At 70.9% G+C, this 17,485-nt stretch carries 7 protein-coding genes and 1 pseudogene; 7 read left to right on the top strand and 1 reads right to left on the bottom strand.

Annotated features, from left to right (window positions below; translation table 11 throughout):
• The first annotated feature begins 232 nt into the window (after nt 1-232).
• The 7 genes from ACIBW6_RS00410 to ACIBW6_RS00380 all read left to right on the top strand — a co-directional run bounded on the left by ACIBW6_RS00410 (nt 233) and on the right by ACIBW6_RS00380 (nt 15,907).
• Nucleotides 233-10,696 (top strand): amino acid adenylation domain-containing protein, encoded by a 10,464-nt coding sequence (locus ACIBW6_RS00410; RefSeq protein WP_399054933.1) that lies wholly within the window; start codon nt 233-235, stop codon nt 10,694-10,696.
• Between the two features lie 71 nt (nt 10,697-10,767).
• Nucleotides 10,768-10,971, top strand: a complete 204-nt coding sequence (locus ACIBW6_RS00405; protein ID WP_399054931.1) for an MbtH family protein — start codon at nt 10,768-10,770, stop codon at nt 10,969-10,971.
• Nucleotides 10,968-12,119 carry an ATP-binding cassette domain-containing protein gene (locus ACIBW6_RS00400; protein WP_399054929.1) on the top strand — a complete coding sequence of 384 codons (1,152 nt, stop codon included), beginning with the start codon at nt 10,968-10,970 and terminating at the stop codon, nt 12,117-12,119. Before ACIBW6_RS00405 ends, ACIBW6_RS00400 begins: the two co-directional genes overlap by 4 nt.
• A complete protein-coding gene (locus tag ACIBW6_RS00395; protein WP_399054927.1) occupies nt 12,107-12,937 on the top strand; it encodes an ABC transporter permease in 831 nt (276 codons plus the stop codon). The genes ACIBW6_RS00400 and ACIBW6_RS00395 overlap by 13 nt, the downstream gene beginning before the upstream one ends.
• Before the next feature lie 462 nt (nt 12,938-13,399).
• Nucleotides 13,400-14,320, top strand: a complete 921-nt coding sequence (locus ACIBW6_RS00390) for a cation:proton antiporter (protein ID WP_399054926.1) — start codon at nt 13,400-13,402, stop codon at nt 14,318-14,320.
• Nucleotides 14,307-14,612 carry a hypothetical protein gene (locus ACIBW6_RS00385; RefSeq protein WP_399054924.1) on the top strand — a complete coding sequence of 102 codons (306 nt, stop codon included), beginning with the start codon at nt 14,307-14,309 and terminating at the stop codon, nt 14,610-14,612. Before ACIBW6_RS00390 ends, ACIBW6_RS00385 begins: the two co-directional genes overlap by 14 nt.
• Nucleotides 14,609-15,907: an SLC13 family permease gene (locus ACIBW6_RS00380; protein WP_399054922.1), complete on the top strand. Its 1,299-nt coding sequence runs from the start codon at nt 14,609-14,611 to the stop codon at nt 15,905-15,907. Before ACIBW6_RS00385 ends, ACIBW6_RS00380 begins: the two co-directional genes overlap by 4 nt.
• A 382-nt stretch (nt 15,908-16,289) precedes the next feature.
• Here the strand turns inward: ACIBW6_RS00380 and ACIBW6_RS00375 are convergent.
• Nucleotides 16,290-17,378 (bottom strand): annotated as a pseudogene (locus ACIBW6_RS00375) (permease); the annotation flags it as partial.
• Nucleotides 17,379-17,485 lie beyond the last annotated feature (107 nt).

The raw sequence follows: 17,485 nt of genomic DNA, 5'->3' as shown, positions 1-17,485 counted from the left end.
CTCGGACCAGAGGCATCGGCGCCGGCCTCACTCACTCCATCGGCATAAATGGGGCAGAACGCGTACCAGGATCAAAGGTGTTCTGCGACACACACCAATCCGCAACCCCACGCGTCTCGGATCAACCACGACAGACGGTGCAGCGCGCGCTTCGCATCTGCACCGAGTGAGTGAGATCAGGAGGGACGGTCGACGTTGTCGGCACGCATCGCTGGGGAACTGGGGCGGATCCATGGCTGAGGGGAGCACCGTCAGGCTGGCGCTGACCGCGGCACAGGAATCCTTGTGGTTCGCCCATCAGCTGAGCCCGCTGGGAAGCGACTTCACGATCGCCGAGTACGTCGATGTCGAAGGAGAGTTGGATCTCGATACGCTACGGCGGTCCGTCGCCCTCGTGACGCGGGAGACCGAAGCGCTGCGGACCACGATCATCGACGATCCGAGCGGTTCGACCGCGGGTCAGCTCGTTCATCGCGACGCCGTCCTGGACGTCTCCTTCGTCGACCTGTCCGCACGTGCGAACGGCGAGGCGGAGGCCCGTCAGGCGATGCGGCTGGACCTGTCCGCGCCCATCGACGTCACGCGGGGGCCGGTGACGGCCTTCACCTTGTACCGGCTTTCGGCGGGGCGGCATCTGCTGTTCATGCGCACGCACCACTTGGTGCTGGACGGGTACGGCGCCGCGGTGGCTCTGGGCCGGATCGCCGAGGTCTATGGTCTTCTCGCGACCGGAGCGGAGGTCGCGTCCGCACCGCTTCCGCTGGAGCCCCTGGTCTCAGATGCACGGCAGTACCTGCACTCTGCTCAGTACGCCGAGGACGCCTCCTACTGGCGCGAACACCTGAAGGACGCTCCTCCTGGCGAGCGGCTCACGCAGAGCACGGCGCTGCCGGGCCCGCAGGTCCTGCGGCACTCGGCCACGCTGGACAGTGCCCGGTGGCAGCGGCTGCGGGACGGCGCCCGTCAGGGGCGGGTGGCCTGGCCGGCGCTCTTCGTAGCCGCTACAGCCGCCTACACGCACCGGATGCGAGGCACGGAGGACCTGCTGCTCGGCATGCCGGTGACCGGCCGGCGCGGCCCGGTCGCACGCCAGACACCCGGCATGATGTCCCAGGTCCTTCCGCTGCGGTTGCGCCTGAGCGCGACGGACTCCGTCCAGGGGCTGCTGCGGCAGACCACCACGGCGATGCGCGGTGCGCTGCGACACCAATGCTTCCCGGTGGAGGAACTGCGCCGAGACCGCGGCCTCACCCGCGGGGAGCCACTGACGGGCCCTGCCGTGAACGTGCTGGCCTTCGACGGCAATCTGCGGTTCGGTCCGGCCAGTGGCACCCTGCACAACCTCTCGCTGGGCCCCGTGGAGGACCTCACGCTCGCGGTGCACCCCGACCCCGCCGGCGCCGGTGCCCGCGTCGATGTCCTCGCCAACGCCGCGCGCTATGACGCGGCTGCCGGCGCGGGGCACCTGGAGCGGATCCTGCGGCTGGCCGAGGAACTGCCCGCGGACCAGCAACGGCCCCTCAGCAGTCTTGAGTTCACCGGTTCCCAGGAGCGGCGCCGGATACTCGCCATGGGATCCGGCATACCGGGCGCCCTGTCCGGTCCGGCCGGGGACTCCGCTGTCGCGCCGGGCGGCGCGACCGGTGATCCGACGCTGCCGGAGGTGCTCGCGCGGCTGGCCCGGGACATACCCGATGCGCCGGCCGTCGACGACGGCACGCGGAGCCTGACCTTCGCCGAACTGGACCTGGCCGTCGACACGGCGGCCGCGGCGTTGCGAGCGGATGGTGCCGGACCGGGCACGACAGTGGCGGTCGCACTGCCGCGCTCGGTCGACACCGTCGTCGTCCCACTCGCCGTACTGCGCAGCGGTGCCGTCTACTTGCCGGTGGACGTCTCCTATCCGCCCGAGCGCATCGCCTACCTGCTCAGCGACGCCGCCCCAGTGATCCTGATCTGCGTACCTGGCGGCCGGGTCGCCGCTATGGCCCCCTCGGGCACGGTGGTACGCGGGCCGGCCCACCACCTTGACCGCGCGCCCGGGTCTGCGCACTCCCCCGCGCCGAAGGGCGAGGACGCCGCCTACCTCATCTACACATCCGGCTCCACGGGCCGGCCGAAGGGTGTCCTGGTCGAGCATCGGTCGATCAGCAATCTGCTCGCCCATCATCAGCAGGAGTCGCACGCGAGCGCGGATCTGGTCACGGGGCGCCAGCTGCGTGTCGCGCTGACCGCCGCCACGTCGTTCGACGCCGCCTGGGATCCGCTGCTGTGGATGTTGGGCGGTCATCACCTGCACATCGTCGACGACGTCACACGCCGTGATCCCGAGGCGTTGGTCACCTTCCTGCACACCGAACAGATCGACGTCATCGAGACCACGCCCAGCTACCTCCAGCAACTGCTGGCCGCGGGTCTCACCGCCGGGGGCGACGCGGACAGCTCGGTGGTCCACCGCCCGACAGTCATCGCGCTGGGCGGTGAACCGGTGAACGACGAGCTGTGGCAGCGGCTCTCCGCGGAGCGGGGGCTGGTCGCCTACAACTTCTACGGACCGACCGAGACAACGGTCGACGCCGTCACCGCCCGTGTGCGCGGCGAGGAGCCGGTCATCGGTCGCCCGGTCCGCGGCGCCCGCTGCTACGTACTGGACGCGGCTCTGCGCCTGCTGCCGTGCGGAGCGACGGGTGAGCTGTACCTGGCCGGGGAGGGGGTGGCCCGGGGGTATGCCGGGCAGTCCGGGCTGACCGCCGACCGATTCCTCGCGGATCCGTTCGGAGAGCCGGGCGCGCGCATGTATCGCACCGGTGACCTGGTGCGCTGGCACGAGAACGGTTCGCTGGAATTCGTCGGCCGCAGCGACCGGCAGGTCAAGATCCGCGGCCACCGGGTGGAGACCGGCGAGATCGAGTCGGCGCTCCTCGCGCTGCCGGGTATCGGCCAGGCGGCGGTCGCCGTGCGCACCGACGGGCCGGGTGGAGAACTCCTGGCCGCCTACCTCGTACCGGCCGCGGACGAGGCGGGCGCAAGGGTGCGGCGCGATCAGCGGGCGGTCCGCGACGCCCTGGCCACGTCGTTGCCCGCGCACATGGTGCCCGCGGCGTACGCCACCGTGGAGCAGCTGCCGTTGACCCCGAACGGGAAGCTGGACACCACGGTGCTTCCCCGGGCCACCGTCCCTTCCGCAGGCCCCAAGAGTCCGCCCCGTACCGCGACCGAGGAGGCGGTCTGCGCCTCGATGGCGGACGTCCTCCTCTTGGAGCAGGTCGGGCGCGACGATGACTTCTTCGCACTCGGAGGGCACTCTTTGCTGGCCACCCGCCTGCTGGCGAGGGTGGCGGAGCGGACCGGTGTGCGGCTGCCCGTCCGGGTGCTCTTCGGGGCTCCGACCGTCAGCGGCCTCGCGGAACTCATCGACACGGAACGGGATGCGGACCGGCCCGTCAGCGCTGTGGACGCCGTGGTCGTCGGGCCGCGGCCCGCGCGCCTGCCGCTCTCCGCGGCCCAGCACCGCTTGTGGCTGCTGGAACAGATGGGAGAGGGCGGTGAGCGCTACCACATACCCGTGACCGTCCGGCTCGACGGCGACCTCGACGTTCCCGCGCTGCGCGCCGCCTTCTGTGACCTGCTCGCGCGCCACGAGAGCCTGCGGACCGTCTACCCCGAGGACGCCGAGGGCCCGTACCAGGTGGTGCTGCCCGCCCAGGACTGCCGCGTCGAGTTGCACTGCACCGCCGTGAGGCCGGACGCACGGCCCGGGGAGTTCCCCGCCCCCGAGTTCGACCTCGCCGGACAGCCCCCCGTGCACGCCGTTCTGATGCCGACGAGCGGCCACGACGATGCCCACGGTTCGCACATCCTCGTGCTGACGCTCCACCACATCGTCACCGATGGCTGGTCGATGCGTCCGCTGGTCCGCGACTTGTGCGTGGCCTACCGCGCCCGCACCGGCGGACAGGGACCGACGTGGAAGCCGCTGCCCGCCCAGTACCCGGACTACGCGCTGCGCCAGCGCGCCCGGCTCGGCGACCGCGAGGACGGCGCATCACTCGCGGCACGACAGTTGGAGCAGTGGCGGACTGTACTGGCGGACCTGCCGCCCGAGCTGCCCCTCCCCCACGACCGGCAGCGTCCGGAGCGCGCCACCTTCTGCGGCGGCCGGGTGCCGGTCCGTCTTGACGTGCCGGAGCACCGCGCACTCGTCGCGCTCGCGCGTGAGGCGGGCATCAGCCCGTTCATGGTCCTGCACGCCGTGCTCGCGACCTTGCTGCACCGGCTGGGCGGCGGGGACGACATCGTCATCGGGACCCCGGTCGCAGGACGCGACGAGGAGGAGTTCCAAGATGTCGTGGGATTCTTCGTCAATACCCTCGTGCTGCGCGTGGACGCGAGCGGCGACCCCGCCTTCCGTGAACTGCTGAGCCGGGTGCGGGAGACGGACCTGGGCGCCTACGGCCGGCAGGACCTGCCGTTCGAACAGTTGGTGGAGGCGCTGGCCCCACCGCGGTCGCTGTCCCGGCACCCGCTCTTCCAGGTGATGCTGGCCCTGAACAACACACCCGCGCCGCAGCTCGACCTTCCCGGCGTGCGCGCCACGGTGGTGCAGCCCAAGCGGACGACGGCCAAGTTCGACCTCACCTGGGACTGGACGGAGCTGCACGGGGCAGACGGCGCTCCGGCCGGACTCAGCGGCGAACTGGAGTACAGCGCCGAGCTGTTCGACGAAAGCACCGTCCGGCGCTTCGCCGGCCATTTCGTGCGGCTGCTGCGCTCCGCCCTCGCCGGCCCCGACACGCGGCTGAGCGCCTTGGACATGCTGACACGGGACCAGCGCCGGGCCGCTCTCGACACAGGCCCGCAGGACAGCTCCGCGGAGCGCGGGCACGAACTGGTGCACAGCGTCTGTGACGTGCTGGAGACACAGGCCGCGGTCACCCCGAGCCGTACGGCCGTCGTCGATGGGCATCGCAGGCTGTCCTTCGGTGAGCTGACCGGCGACGTGCACGACGTGGCGCGGCGTCTGGCGGCCGCGGGCATCGGCCGGGGTGATCGTGTCGCCGTGGCGGTACCCCGTTCCGCGCGACAGGTCGCCGCCGTCTTCGGTGTGCTGCGCGCCGGCGCGGTGTACGTGCCGCTGGACCCCTCGCACCCGATGGAACGCAACGCACAGATCATGCGCTCCGCACGACCCGCGTTGCTGGTGACCGAACGTGTCTTTGTCGCGCGGCTGCCGGCTTCGCCCGTACCCGCGCTGTACCTGGAGGAGCCGCCCGCCGACGGCCTGGCCTCGCACACGCTGCCGTCACAGGGTCCGCGGGGAACCGACGCCGCGTACGTGCTGTACACCTCCGGCTCCACCGGCCGGCCCAAAGGTGTGGTCGTCGAGCACCGCGCCCTCGCCAATCTGCTTCGCCACCACGGACGTCATCTCATTGAGCCCGCGGAACGGGCCAACAACGGTCGGCCGTTGCGCGTGGCCCTGACGGCGGCCGCGACGTTCGACGCCTCGTGGGACCCGCTGCTGTGGATGGCCGCCGGGCACGAGCTGCACCTGGTGGACGACGCGAGCCGGCGCGACCCGGAGGCGCTCGTGCAGCTTCTGCACGAGCGGCGCATCGACGTCATCGAGACGACCCCGTCCTTTCTCGAACAGCTGCGAGCGTGTGGCCTGTTCGCGCCCGGCCGACCCCGCCCGCGGGTGGTGGCCCTGGGCGGAGAGCCGGTGCACGACAATCTCTGGCGGGAACTGGCCGAGCTGTCCGATGTACGCGTATGGAACCTCTACGGGCCGACCGAGACGACCGTGGACAGCGTGATCGCCCGGTTGGCCCCCGGATCGGGCCCCACCATCGGCCACCCGGTCACCGGCATGCGGGCCCGGGTCCTGGACGCTCGGCTCGGCCCGACCCCGCCGGGTGTGACAGGAGAGCTGTACCTGGCCGGGGCTGGTGTGGCCCGTGGCTACGACGGGGCAACGGGTCAGACCGCCGACCGGTTCCTCGCCGACCCCTACGGCCCCGCGGGCAGCCGCATGTACCGCACGGGGGACCTCGTGCGCCGCCGCCCGGACCGCTCCCTGGTCTTCGTCGGCCGCACGGACTCCCAGATCAAGGTCCGCGGATTCCGCGTCGAGACCGGCGAGGTGGAGGCCGCACTCACCGCACACCCGGCCGTACGGCAGGCCGTGGTGAGCGTCCGCGACACCCCGGACGGCGTCAGGCTGGTCGCCTGGGCCGTGCCGGAGAGGGGAAGCGAACCCACGGTCGCGGACCTGCGCTCGTTCGTCGCCGACCGGCTGCCCGCGTACATGACGCCCTCGCACCTCGCACTGGTGGCGGACATCGCGCTGACCGTGCACGGCAAGACGGACTTCGCAGCCCTCCCCGATCCGGGAGCGGCCGTACAGGAGCAGGGCGAGGCCCCGCGCACCCCGCAGGAGGAGATCCTGTGCGCGCTGTTCGCCGAATGCCTGGGCACCGGCTCCGTCGGCCGCGACGCGGACTTCTTCGCGCTGGGCGGCCACTCCCTGCTGGCCACCCGGATCGTCAACCGCATCCGGGGCGCCTTCGGCGTCGAGGTCCCGGTCCGGGCCCTGTTCGAGGACCCCACTCCGGCCGGACTCGCGCGCCGTCTCGACGGCGCCACGCGCGCCCGTCCGTCACTGCAGGCCCGAGCCGACCGGCCCGCCACGTTGCCCCTGTCCTTCGCACAGCAGCGGCTGTGGTTCCTCAACCGGATGCACCCCGACGACGCTTCCTACAACCTGCCCATGGCGGTCAGTCTGCGGGGGCGGCTGGACGTTCCCGCGTTGCACAGCGCGCTCGGTGACGTGGTCGCCCGGCACGAGAGTCTGCGCACCGTCTTCTGTGACGCGGCGGACCGGTCCGGCGCCCCCGCCCAGCGCGTCCTGGCCCCCGGCGAAGCCCGGCCCACCCTCACGCTGACGCCCAGCACGCGCGAGCAGGCCCCCGCATTGCTGCGCAGGGCTGCTCGCGAAGGCTTCGACCTGACCCGTGACCTGCCGGTGCGCGCCGAACTGCTCCGCACGGGCAGCGAGGAGCACGTCCTGCTGCTGACCGTGCACCACATCGCGGCCGACGGCTGGTCCATGGGTCCGCTGGCGCAGGACCTGGCGGCCGCCTACGCCGCGCGGGTCGCCGGCCGTACCCCGACCTGGACTGCCCTGCCGGTGCAGTACGCCGACTACGCCCTGTGGCAGCGCGAAGTCCTGGGCCGCCCCGAGGACGTGGACAGCGTGCACGCACGTCAGCTGGCGTTCTGGCGTGAGACGTTGTGCGGGGCCCCCACCGAACTGCCGTTGCCCGCGGACCGCCCCCGCCCGCAGGCCGGCTCCGGACGCGGTGGCAGCGTCACCTTGCCGCTGACCGGAGAGGACGGCCGCCGGCTCACGGAGCTCGCCCGCCGTGAGGGCGCCAGCACCTTCATGGCCCTGCACGCGGTGCTCGCTGCCGTCCTAGACCGGCACGGCGCCGGGGAGGACATCGTCGTCGGCACTCCGGTCGCCGGACGCACCGACGAGGCACTCGCCGGACTGGTCGGCTTCTTCGTCAACACACTGGTCCTGCGGGTCCGCACCGACGGTGACCCGGACTTCCGCGGTCTGCTCGCACGGACCCGGGACACCGATCTGGCCGCGTACGCCCACCAGGATCTGCCCTTCGAGTCGCTCGTGGAGGACCTGGCGCCCCCGCGTTCCCTCTCCCGGCACCCGCTGTTCCAGGTGATGCTCTCCCTCAACAACGCGGGGCGTCCCGCGCTGGACCTGCCCGGACTGCACGCCGCAGTGCAGGGCGTGGACACGGCCGCGGCCAAGTTCGACCTCTCGTTCAACTTCTCCGAGCAGTCCGACGACGGAGAACTCACCGGTGAGCTGGAGTTCGCCCTCGACCTGTTCGACCAGGCCACCGCACAGCAGCTGGCTGACTCCTTCGTCACGCTGCTGCGCCTCGCCACGGCGGAGCCGGGTGTCCCGCTGTCCAGGCACGAACCGCTGGGCGAGGCCCGGATCACCGAGCTCGTCGACCAGGGACGCGGCCCGTCTGCTCCCCCGCGGCAGGCGACCGTGGTGGCCGGCTTCAAGGCCACCGTCGCCGCGGCGCGCAGCAGTGACATCGCCGTGCGCTGTGGGCCGCACATGCTCTCCTTTGCCGAACTGGCCCAGGACAGCGCCCGTCTGGCCCGGCTGCTGCGGACGCGAGGGGTGGGCCCTGGCCGCACCGTCGCTGTGCTGCTGGAGCGCTCCACCGGTTCACTGACCGCGCTGCTCGGTGTCCTGGCGTCGGGCGGTGCGTACGCCCCGCTGGACGACACCTTGCCGCAGGCGAGGGTGGCGGCCGTGCTGACGGACGCGCGGCCCACCGTCGTACTGGCGACCGCGGCGACGGCCGGCCGGATACCCGAGGGGCCCTGGCAGGTGATCCTGCTGGACGACGCCGACACGCTGGCCGCGCTGGCGGCGTTTCCCGGCGACTTTCCTCAGCAGGGTGCGCCAAGGCCCGGAGACGTGGCCTACGTACTGCACACCTCGGGTTCCACCGGGCGCCCCAAGGGCGTCGTCGTGGAGCACCGCTCCCTCGCCCAGCTGTGGGAGAGCCACCGGCAGACGCTGTTCACCCGGCGGGCGACCGGCGGGCGCAGGCTACGGGTGGCGCTGACCGCCTCGCTCTCCTTCGACGCCTCCTGGGACCCCGTGCTGTGGATGCTCGACGGGCACGAACTCGTGGTCGTGGACAACGACACCCGCCGCGATCCGGCCGCCCTCGTCCGGGCCGTGCGCGAGGAGCGCATCGACGTACTGGAGACCACGCCGAGCCATGTGGCGGCGCTGGTGGACGCCGGGCTGTGTGAGCCGGGGCCGTCGGGACACCGGCTTGCCGTGCTGGCGCTCGGCGGTGAGGCCGTGCCGCCCCTCCTGTGGCAGCGGCTGCAGGCCGTATCCGGCCTCACGGTCTGGAATCTGTACGGCCCCACCGAGGCCGCCGTCGACACCTTGTACGCGCCGCTGGACGACACCGATCGCCCCGTGCTGGGCAGCCCGGTGGCCGGGACACGCTGCTACGTTCTCGACCGCCGTCTACGGCCCGCCGCGCCGAACGCGCCCGGCGAGCTGTACCTCGCGGGCGCGAGCCTGGCCCGCGGCTACCTCGGACGGCCCGCCGAGACCGCCGCCCGGTTCGTACCGGACCCGTTCGGTCCGCCGGGCGAGCGGATGTACCGTACCGGGGACCTCGTGCGCCGCTCGGCGGACGGGCACCTTGAGTTCGTCGGCCGGGCCGACGGACAGCTGAAGGTGCGCGGCTTCCGCGTGGAGCCCGGCGAGATCGTCGCCGTACTGGAGCGACGACCGGGGATCGCGCGGGCGGCCGTGGTGCTGCGCTCCGTGGGCGCGCGGGACGCCCACGGCACGGAGCAGCTGGTGGCCTACGTGGTGCCCACGAGCGATCCGGGCACCGCAGCGGCCGAGCCGGACCGTGACGCGCTGCGTGCCGTCGTCGCGGCCGAGCTGCCCGGCTACATGGTTCCGGCCGCGTTCGTCGCCCTCGACGCGCTGCCGCTCACCGCGAGCGGCAAGCTCGACGGCGCCGCACTTCCCGATCCACGCGACGAGCACGTGACGCGTGGATCGGGGCGGCCCCCGGCCGGACCGCGTGAGGACCTGCTGTGCGCCCTGTTCGCGGAGGTCCTGGGCATGGAGCGGTGCTGGGCCGACGACGACTTCTTCGCGCTCGGCGGCCACTCCCTGCTGGCGGCACGCTTGCTGGCACATGTGCGCGACGCCACCGGTACCGACCTGGGCATCCGCGCCCTGTTCGAGGCACCGACGCCGGCCGGCCTCGCCGCGGCCCTCGCGGCCGGAGAAGCGACGTCCGGTGACGCCCGGCCGGATTCCGACTTGGCCTCCCTGCTGCCGCTGCGGGTCGGCGGCGCTCTGCCGCCGCTGTTCTGTGTGCATCCGGCGGGCGGCCTGGCCTGGTCCTACGCGGGTCTGCTCCAACACGTCGCCGACCGGCCCGTGTACGGATTGCAGACTCCCAACCTGGACGGCACGCGGCGCTTCCCGGGGAGCATCGAGGCGATGGCCGCGCACTACGTCGAGCAAGTGCGTACGGTGCAGCCGCACGGCCCCTACCGGCTGCTCGGCTGGTCCTTCGGCGGCAACGTCGTCCAGGAGGTCGCCGTCCAACTCCAGGACGCGGGTGAGGAGGTGTCGCTCCTCGCCATCATGGATGCCTTCCCCGCGCCTCCCGCCGACGGTCTGGAGGACGCTGGTCACGATGTCGTCTTCCGGGCCCTGCTGACCGCCCTCGGCCTCGACCTGTCCACCTGGGCGGCCGACACCCCGCTGGACGCGGCCGCCGTACGCGACGCGTTGCGGGAGACCGGCAGCCCGCTCGGCGCGCTGGAACCGGAGACCATCGAGACGATGGTGGGCAACTTCGCCGCACAGGCCCGGCTGATGCGCACCTACACTCCGCGCACCTTCCACGGTGACGTGCTCTTCTTCCGCGCGACAGAGGAAGACCCGGCGAACGGCCTTGTGCCTGAGCTGTGGAGCCCGTACGTCGACGGCGGGCTGCGGGTGCACGACGTGCCGTGCGGCCACGCCCAGATGCTCCGCCCCGATTCCCGGGCCCTCATCGGGCCCGTCCTCGACGTGGCGCTGCGCGCCACGTGAACCCGATCCGACCAGACAGAGCAAGGCCGAGATCGGCCCAGTCGCTCATAGTTGCGAGAAAGGTCCGCACCATGACCAACCCGTTCGACAATCCCGCTGTCCAGCACCGTGTCCTGGTCAATGACGAGGGACAGCACTCTCTGTGGCCCGAGTTCGCCGATGTCCCCCCGGGCTGGCGTCCCGTCCACGGTCCCGCGACCCGCGAAGAGTGCATCGCCTACGTGGACACCCACTGGACGGACCTGACCCCGCGCAGCGCCTTGGTCTCCCGATGAGCGGATCAGGAACGCACCTGCTCGGCCCGCCCGCACGGCCTCTTCCCCCAGAACACGGCCCGGGAGGTACGACGCCCCGTGGCTCGCAGGACGCGATCGTGGTGGAGGGTCTCTCCCGCAGTTTCGGCGACCGCCAGGCACTCTCAGGCATCGACCTGCGAGCCCCGGCGGGCAGCGTCCTGGCGCTGCTCGGCCCTAATGGCGCCGGAAAGACCACCACCGTGCGCATCCTCACGACACTCTTGCGTCCGGACGGCGGCCGGGCCACGGTCGCCGGCCATGACGTCCGCGACGCACCCCAGGCCGTACGGGAGCGCATCGGCCTGTCCGGCCAGTACGCCGCTGTCGACGAACGCCTGACCGCACGCGAGAATCTGTACCTCGTCGCCCGTTTGTACGGCATGAGCCGCACGGTAGCCCGGCGGCGCGTCGCGGAGCTGCTGGAGCGCTTCGCCCTCACCGGGTCCGCCGACCGCCCCAGTGGCGGATTCTCCGGCGGCATGCGCCGCAGACTCGATCTGGCCGGTGCCCTCGCCACGAAACCGACCGTCGTCTTTCTCGACGAGCCCACGACCGGCCTCGACCCGCGCGGCCGCGCGGACACCTGGCAGGCCGTGCAGGAGCTCGTCGCGGACGGCACGACAATTCTGCTCACCACCCAGTACCTGGAGGAGGCCGACCAACTCGCCGACGCCATCGCCGTCATCGACCACGGCCGCGTCATCGCCCGTGGCACCGCGGACGAACTCAAGAAGGCCGTCGGCGGTGAACGGATCACGCTCAGTCCGGTACTGCCTGGTACCTCGGGGGCGATCGCCGAGGTGCTGACGGGGCTGGGCCCCTACCAGCCGGAGACAGACGAACGGACCGGTCAGGTCTGCGTCGCCACCGACCACGGCACCACAGCACTGCAAGGCGCCCTTGCCGCGCTGGACAGAGCGCAGCTACCCGTGCGGGCGGTCTCTCTGGCGCCTCCCACTCTCGATGATGTGTTCCTGGCGCTGACGGGCAAGCCCCGGCCTGCTGGCGTTGCTACCACGGAACCCAAGGAGAAAGGACCCGAACTGTCCACGGAACAGCGTCGGAACGGCGCTGCGAAACGGCGCCACAGTGGCCGTAGGAAAGGAGCCCACGCATGGCGACGGTGAACGTGATGTCCGCCGACCCGGCCGGCCCCTCCCGCACCCTGCGTGACGCGCTGTTGATCGCCGAGCGCAATCTGCTCAACCTGCGACGCACGCCGGGAGCGGTCATCGCCGCGCTCGTCCAACCGCTGATGTTCGTCCTGCTGCTCGCCTACGTCTTCGGGGGCAGCCTCGGCGGCGCCGAATACCGCACGTTCCTGATGGGCGGCATCTTCGCCCAGGCCGTCACGTTCAACGCGTCCTTCACCGCCATCGGGCTCGCCGCCGACATGGACAAAGGCATGGTCGACCGGTTTCGTGCGCTGCCCACACCACGTGGCTCGGTGATCCTCGGCCGCACCCTGTCGGATCTCGCCCTGAGCGTCGTCACGCTCTCCGTCACCTCCTTGTGCGGTCTGCTCGTCGGCTGGCGCGTCGAGGGCTCGGTCCTCGGCGCCCTGGCCGCCTTTGGCCTCCTGCTGCTCTTCGCCTTCGCGATGTCCTGGGTCGGAGCGACGATCGGGCTCATGGCTCGCAGCGTCGAAGTGGCCCAGAGTGCCGGGTTGATCTGGCTCTTTCCCGTCACCTTCATCTCAGGCGCCTTCGTCTCCGTCACCAGGATGCCGGGTCCGCTGCGCGTGGTCGCGGAGTGGAACCCGGTCTCGGCGACCGCCACGGCCGGCCGCTCCCTGTTCGGCAACGAGGCCCCGGCAGCCGTTGTCCCGCCCGACTCATGGCCCGTCCAGCACGCCGTCGCCTACGCGGCCCTCTGTGCGTGTGCCATCGTCGCGGTCTTCATGCCGTTGGCCGTCAGTCGTTACCGGCGCATCGCCCGCGGCTGACGGTGCGGGCGATGCGGGGCTGCCCTCGTACTGAATGCGGTGCTCACGGCGACATGGATGTCATGCCTGTGCCGGTGACCGCTCAAGTGCGCCTCCGGGGCCCCGTCCTCGACGGCGCAGTGCACGGCGTGGGCGACGTCGACAGTGCGCCGGCCGTCAGCGCAGCGCCACCGCGAGCTGGAACTAGACGACGTCACCGACCGGTTCCAGGGCGGCCCCTTGCCACCGCACGACATTCGCCGCGCCTGAGCAGTCCCTTACGACCTGCAATACGTCACCGGTCACGCCTTCTGGGCAGATCACTCTCCCAAGTAGCACGAAAGCATGGTCGCGGGCTTCCCACAGGGACGAGGCAGGGGGCTGTCAATGCCGCGTCAAGAACCGGTAGGGTTCCGCTCGGTGTGCCGGGAAGCCTGGTCGGCGATACGGAAGAGATCTCTTCGCTGATCGGGGGCGCCGGCCATGGTCTTGGTCGCGGTATTCGGAGTCGCACTGCTCGTCGCGGTCCTCCTGTCAGGCCTCGCGGCCCGCACGATTTTGTCGACGTCGTTGCTGTTTCTGCTCGGTGGGGCGCTCGTCAGTGACGGCTTTCTCGGCCTCGTCCACATCACGCCGGACAGTGAGATCGTGTCGGTGACGGCCGATCTGGCCCTGTTCGCAGTGCTGTTCACCGACGGCATGAACATCTCGTTCCCCAAGCTCCGCGCCAAGCTGACGCTCGGGCTCATCTTCGGCGTGGCGCTGCCGACCCTGGTGATCGCGCTCGTCCGGTTCCGTCTTCTGGGGGCCGAGCCGAAATTGCAGCCACTGCTGCCGCTCGCCATCGGTGTCATCCTCTACGCCGTCTGCCACCTCAGCCATGCCAACCCCTACCTCGCCGCGTTCTGCGCGGGCGCCGTGTTCGCCGCCCGGTCCCCCGAGGCGGGTGAGGCCTTCGAGCCGCTGGGCGAGTCACTCGCGGAACTCGCCAAATTCGCCGCACTGCTCGTCTTCGGAGCGGTGCTCACGCCGCAGCTGTTCGGTGACCTGTCGGTGGGCGGCTACGTGGCCGTCGTTCTGGCCATCGTCCTGATCCGCCCGGCCTCGCTGCTGCTGTCCCTGCTCGGCACTCGCATCGAACGCAGGGAGAAGCTGGTCGCGGCGTGGTTCGGGCCGAAGGGCTTCGCCTCGGTCGTCTACGGACTCCTTGTGCTGCAGGCCGGCATCCCGCAAGGCGAGCAGGCATACACGCTCATAGCCGTTTGCATCGCTTTCTCGATCGTCGCGCACAGCAGCACCGATGTCCCCATCGCCCGCCTCTTCGACGTGGAAGCCCTCGTCGGCATCGACGATTCCCCGGACGCAAGTCCCGCAGGCAAGGAGCCGGCACATGTCAGCCCGTGAGTTCGCCCGGCCCTACCCGACGGTGTCCTGCGACGACGACGCCCTGGACGCGGTCGGACCGCTGACCGAGCACCAGATGCCCGCGCCGTACGCCATCGGGCACTGGCCGCCCCGGCGCCGGTTCCGGCCGCCGTTCGTCGGGTCGGAGGCCAGTGCCCTGCAGATTGCCGCGCTGATGTCGCGTACGCCCAGTCCTCTGGTCGCCGTCGTCGGACGCGACGGCGAACGCAGCGAGGTGGTGGGCGCTGTGACGGCCGCCCGCCTGGTGGAAAGGCTCATCGGAGGATCGTGAACGACTGGCACAGCTGGGCGGCGATCGCCGTCTTCGTCGGCGCGTACGCGCTGATCATCGCCGAGAAGATCCACCGGGTCGCCGCGGCACTCGGCGGCGCGGGACTCATGCTGGCGATCGGCGCGAGCGACGACAGGGCGGCGTTCTACTCGACCGAGTCCGGCATCGACTGGAACGTCATCTTTCTGCTCACGGGCATGATGATGATCGTCGGCGTGCTCAAACGGACCGGTATGTTCGAGTACCTGGCCATCTGGGCCGTGAAGAAGGCCCGGGCGAGACCGTTCCGTGTGATGGTCATGCTCATCGTCATCACGGCGATGGCGTCCGCTCTGCTCGACAACGTCACCACCGTGCTGCTGATCGCCCCGGTCACCCTGCTGGTGTGCGAGCGGCTCGCGCTGCCCGCCGCCCCGTTCCTGATCGCTGAGGTCTTCGCGTCCAACATCGGTGGCACCGCCACCTTGGTCGGTGACCCGCCGAACATCATCGTCGCCAGCCGCGCGGGACTGACCTTCAACGACTTCCTGGTCCATCTCGCCCCGCTGTCCGCCGTGCTGACGGCGGTCCTGGTGCTGTTGTGCCGGGTGATGTTCCGCGAGTCCTTCGTCTACGACGAGCAGCGCGCCGCCGCGATCATGGAGCTGGAAGAGCGTGAGGCCATCACGAACCCGCGCCTGCTCGTCCAGGGGCTTCTCGTCCTGGCACTGGTCGTCACCGGGTTCGTCCTCCACCCGGTCCTGCAGTACGAGCCGAGTATCGTCGCCCTCCTCGGCGCCGGCCTTCTGGTCGCCGTCTCCACCGTGGAGACCGGCGAGGTGCTCACCGAGGTCGAATGGCCCACCCTCGCTTTCTTCGCGGGCCTGTTCATCATGATCGGCGGTCTGATCGAGACCGGCGTCATCGGCGAGATCTCCGAAGCCCTCGCCGACGTCGTCGGCGGCAGCGAACTCGGCGGCTCGATGATTCTGCTGGGCGCCTCCGCCGTGCTGTCCGGGATCGTCGACAACATCCCCTACGTCGCCACCATGGCGCCGATCACCGCCGACCTCGTCCACGACATGGGGGGCGCAGGCGACCACGTCATGTGGTGGGCTCTCACCCTCGGTGCCGACCTCGGCGGCAACGCGACCGCCATCGGGGCCAGCGCCAACGTCGTCGTCCTCGGCATCGCCGAACGCAACCGGCAGCCCATCTCTTTCTGGCAGTTCACCAAGTACGGCCTGGTCGTCACCACCGTCACCGTGGCCATCTCAGGGGGCTACGTCTGGCTGCGCTACTTCGCCCTCACCTGAATCCGAACCGCGGCCACCGACGCCGAGTCGCCCCAGAGTCGAGGGATGGGATGAACCGACGTGACCGACAACTCGCCCGCGAAGCCGCCCGCCTGAGCACGATGTGGCTCTGTGGTCTGGGGACGCCCGGCCTGCCTGAACCGCTGGACCAGTGAACCGCCATGCGGTACCGGCCCCCACCCGTCCTTGGGGGTTTTGCCGCTCTGCTCGACCGTCCTCCGACGGGGTGTGGTGGGCCTAGTGCGATGGTACGGCCGCAGCCGGCGTCGGCCCATGTGTCGCCGCGGGCCTTCCGGCGGCTGTTGCCGATCGTCGCGAGGTCTGCGCGGATGAGCCGGGCGCGTAACCACGGCGACTCTGTGCCCAGGCTCCGGCACTGCCGTCAGCAGGAAGTGTCGCCGTCATCGCCCGCACTCTTCGCACTGTTCTCGGGGGATCCGCCCATCATCCGCAGCATGCCCACACCGCCTGTCCGGACGAATCTCACGATCAACACGATGGCCAGGAGGAGGAAGACGACGTTGAGCCAGCTCGTGTAATTCCAGCTGACCCCCTGGTCGGGCAAGACGGCACGCGACCGGTCCGGTACCAGCCCCAGTCCGCCGAAGGCGAACTCCACGAGGTATCCGGCTCCCACCATCGCCACGTAGAACGTGCCGAACAAGAACGCCGCCATCCTTCGGCCGTAGTACTTCCGGTAGATGTTGAGGATCGGCAGGATCAGCAGGTCCGCGAAGAGGAAGGCGATCACTCCACCGAAACTGATGCCGCCCTGCCACAGCACCACGGCCAGCGGGACGTTCCCGACGGAGCAGACGAAAGACACCACGGCCACGACGGGGCCGACGAGTGGCCCCCACAGCTTCGCGGCGAGCGGATGCCCGTCGAAGAAGAACGCCTGCCAGAACGAGTCCGGCACCCAGGCAGCGACGGCTCCCGCCACGAGGAGTCCGATCACCAGGTCTCGCAGAATGGCCGCCCACTCCATGACGAAGACGTGGGCGACGGCGGTGAATCCGTCGCCCGACACCAACCGCCTCCAGAATCCGCCCTCCCGTCGCACGGACATGTCCATCGCGGCGTGCCCCTCCATCAGACCCGCCGCTCCGCGTTCGGCCTGGGCTCGCGCTTCACGCAGCAGCCGCTCCCGCAGGAACAGCCGGAACAGCACGGCCAGAAGCACGATCATCAACGGGCCGCCGACGAATTCGGCAGCGGTGAATTGCCATCCCATCAGCAGGGCCAGGATGACGCCGAGCTCCAGGACCAGGTTGGTCGAGGCGATCTCGAAGGTCATCGCCGCGGTGAAGTCTGCCCCTTTGCGGACCAGGGAGCGCGCCAACGCGACGGCGGCGTACGAACAGGACGACGATGACGCGCCGAGCCCCGCCGCCCGGGCGAGGGTGCGCGGTCGCGCGTCGCCCAGCAGCCGCACCACGGTGGACTTGCGCACCACCGCCTGGACTACTACGGGCGGATCGCGGCCCGGTACGAGCTGGACGGGCGCCGCACCCCCTCACCCCTGCAGTCCCCGCACTGCCCCGCCTGCGAGGGCGGCAAGGTCCGGATCATGCGGCC

It is taken from the genome of Streptomyces sp. NPDC049813, assembly GCF_044465085.1.
Lineage (GTDB): Bacteria > Actinomycetota > Actinomycetes > Streptomycetales > Streptomycetaceae > Streptomyces.
The sequence above is the reverse complement of the archived record's forward strand: the minus strand, read 5'-3'. Positions and strand labels throughout refer to the sequence as shown.

What these genes read in the sequence shown, in the direction of transcription:
- ACIBW6_RS00410 (WP_399054933.1), top strand. Translation starts at nt 233, where the DNA reads ATGGCTGAGGGGAGCACCGTCAGGCTGGCGCTGACCGCGGCACAGGAA.
- ACIBW6_RS00405 (WP_399054931.1), top strand. Translation starts at nt 10,768, where the DNA reads ATGACCAACCCGTTCGACAATCCCGCTGTCCAGCACCGTGTCCTGGTC.
- ACIBW6_RS00400 (WP_399054929.1), top strand. Translation starts at nt 10,968, where the DNA reads ATGAGCGGATCAGGAACGCACCTGCTCGGCCCGCCCGCACGGCCTCTT.
- ACIBW6_RS00395 (WP_399054927.1), top strand. Translation starts at nt 12,107, where the DNA reads ATGGCGACGGTGAACGTGATGTCCGCCGACCCGGCCGGCCCCTCCCGC.
- ACIBW6_RS00390 (WP_399054926.1), top strand. Translation starts at nt 13,400, where the DNA reads ATGGTCTTGGTCGCGGTATTCGGAGTCGCACTGCTCGTCGCGGTCCTC.
- ACIBW6_RS00385 (WP_399054924.1), top strand. Translation starts at nt 14,307, where the DNA reads ATGTCAGCCCGTGAGTTCGCCCGGCCCTACCCGACGGTGTCCTGCGAC.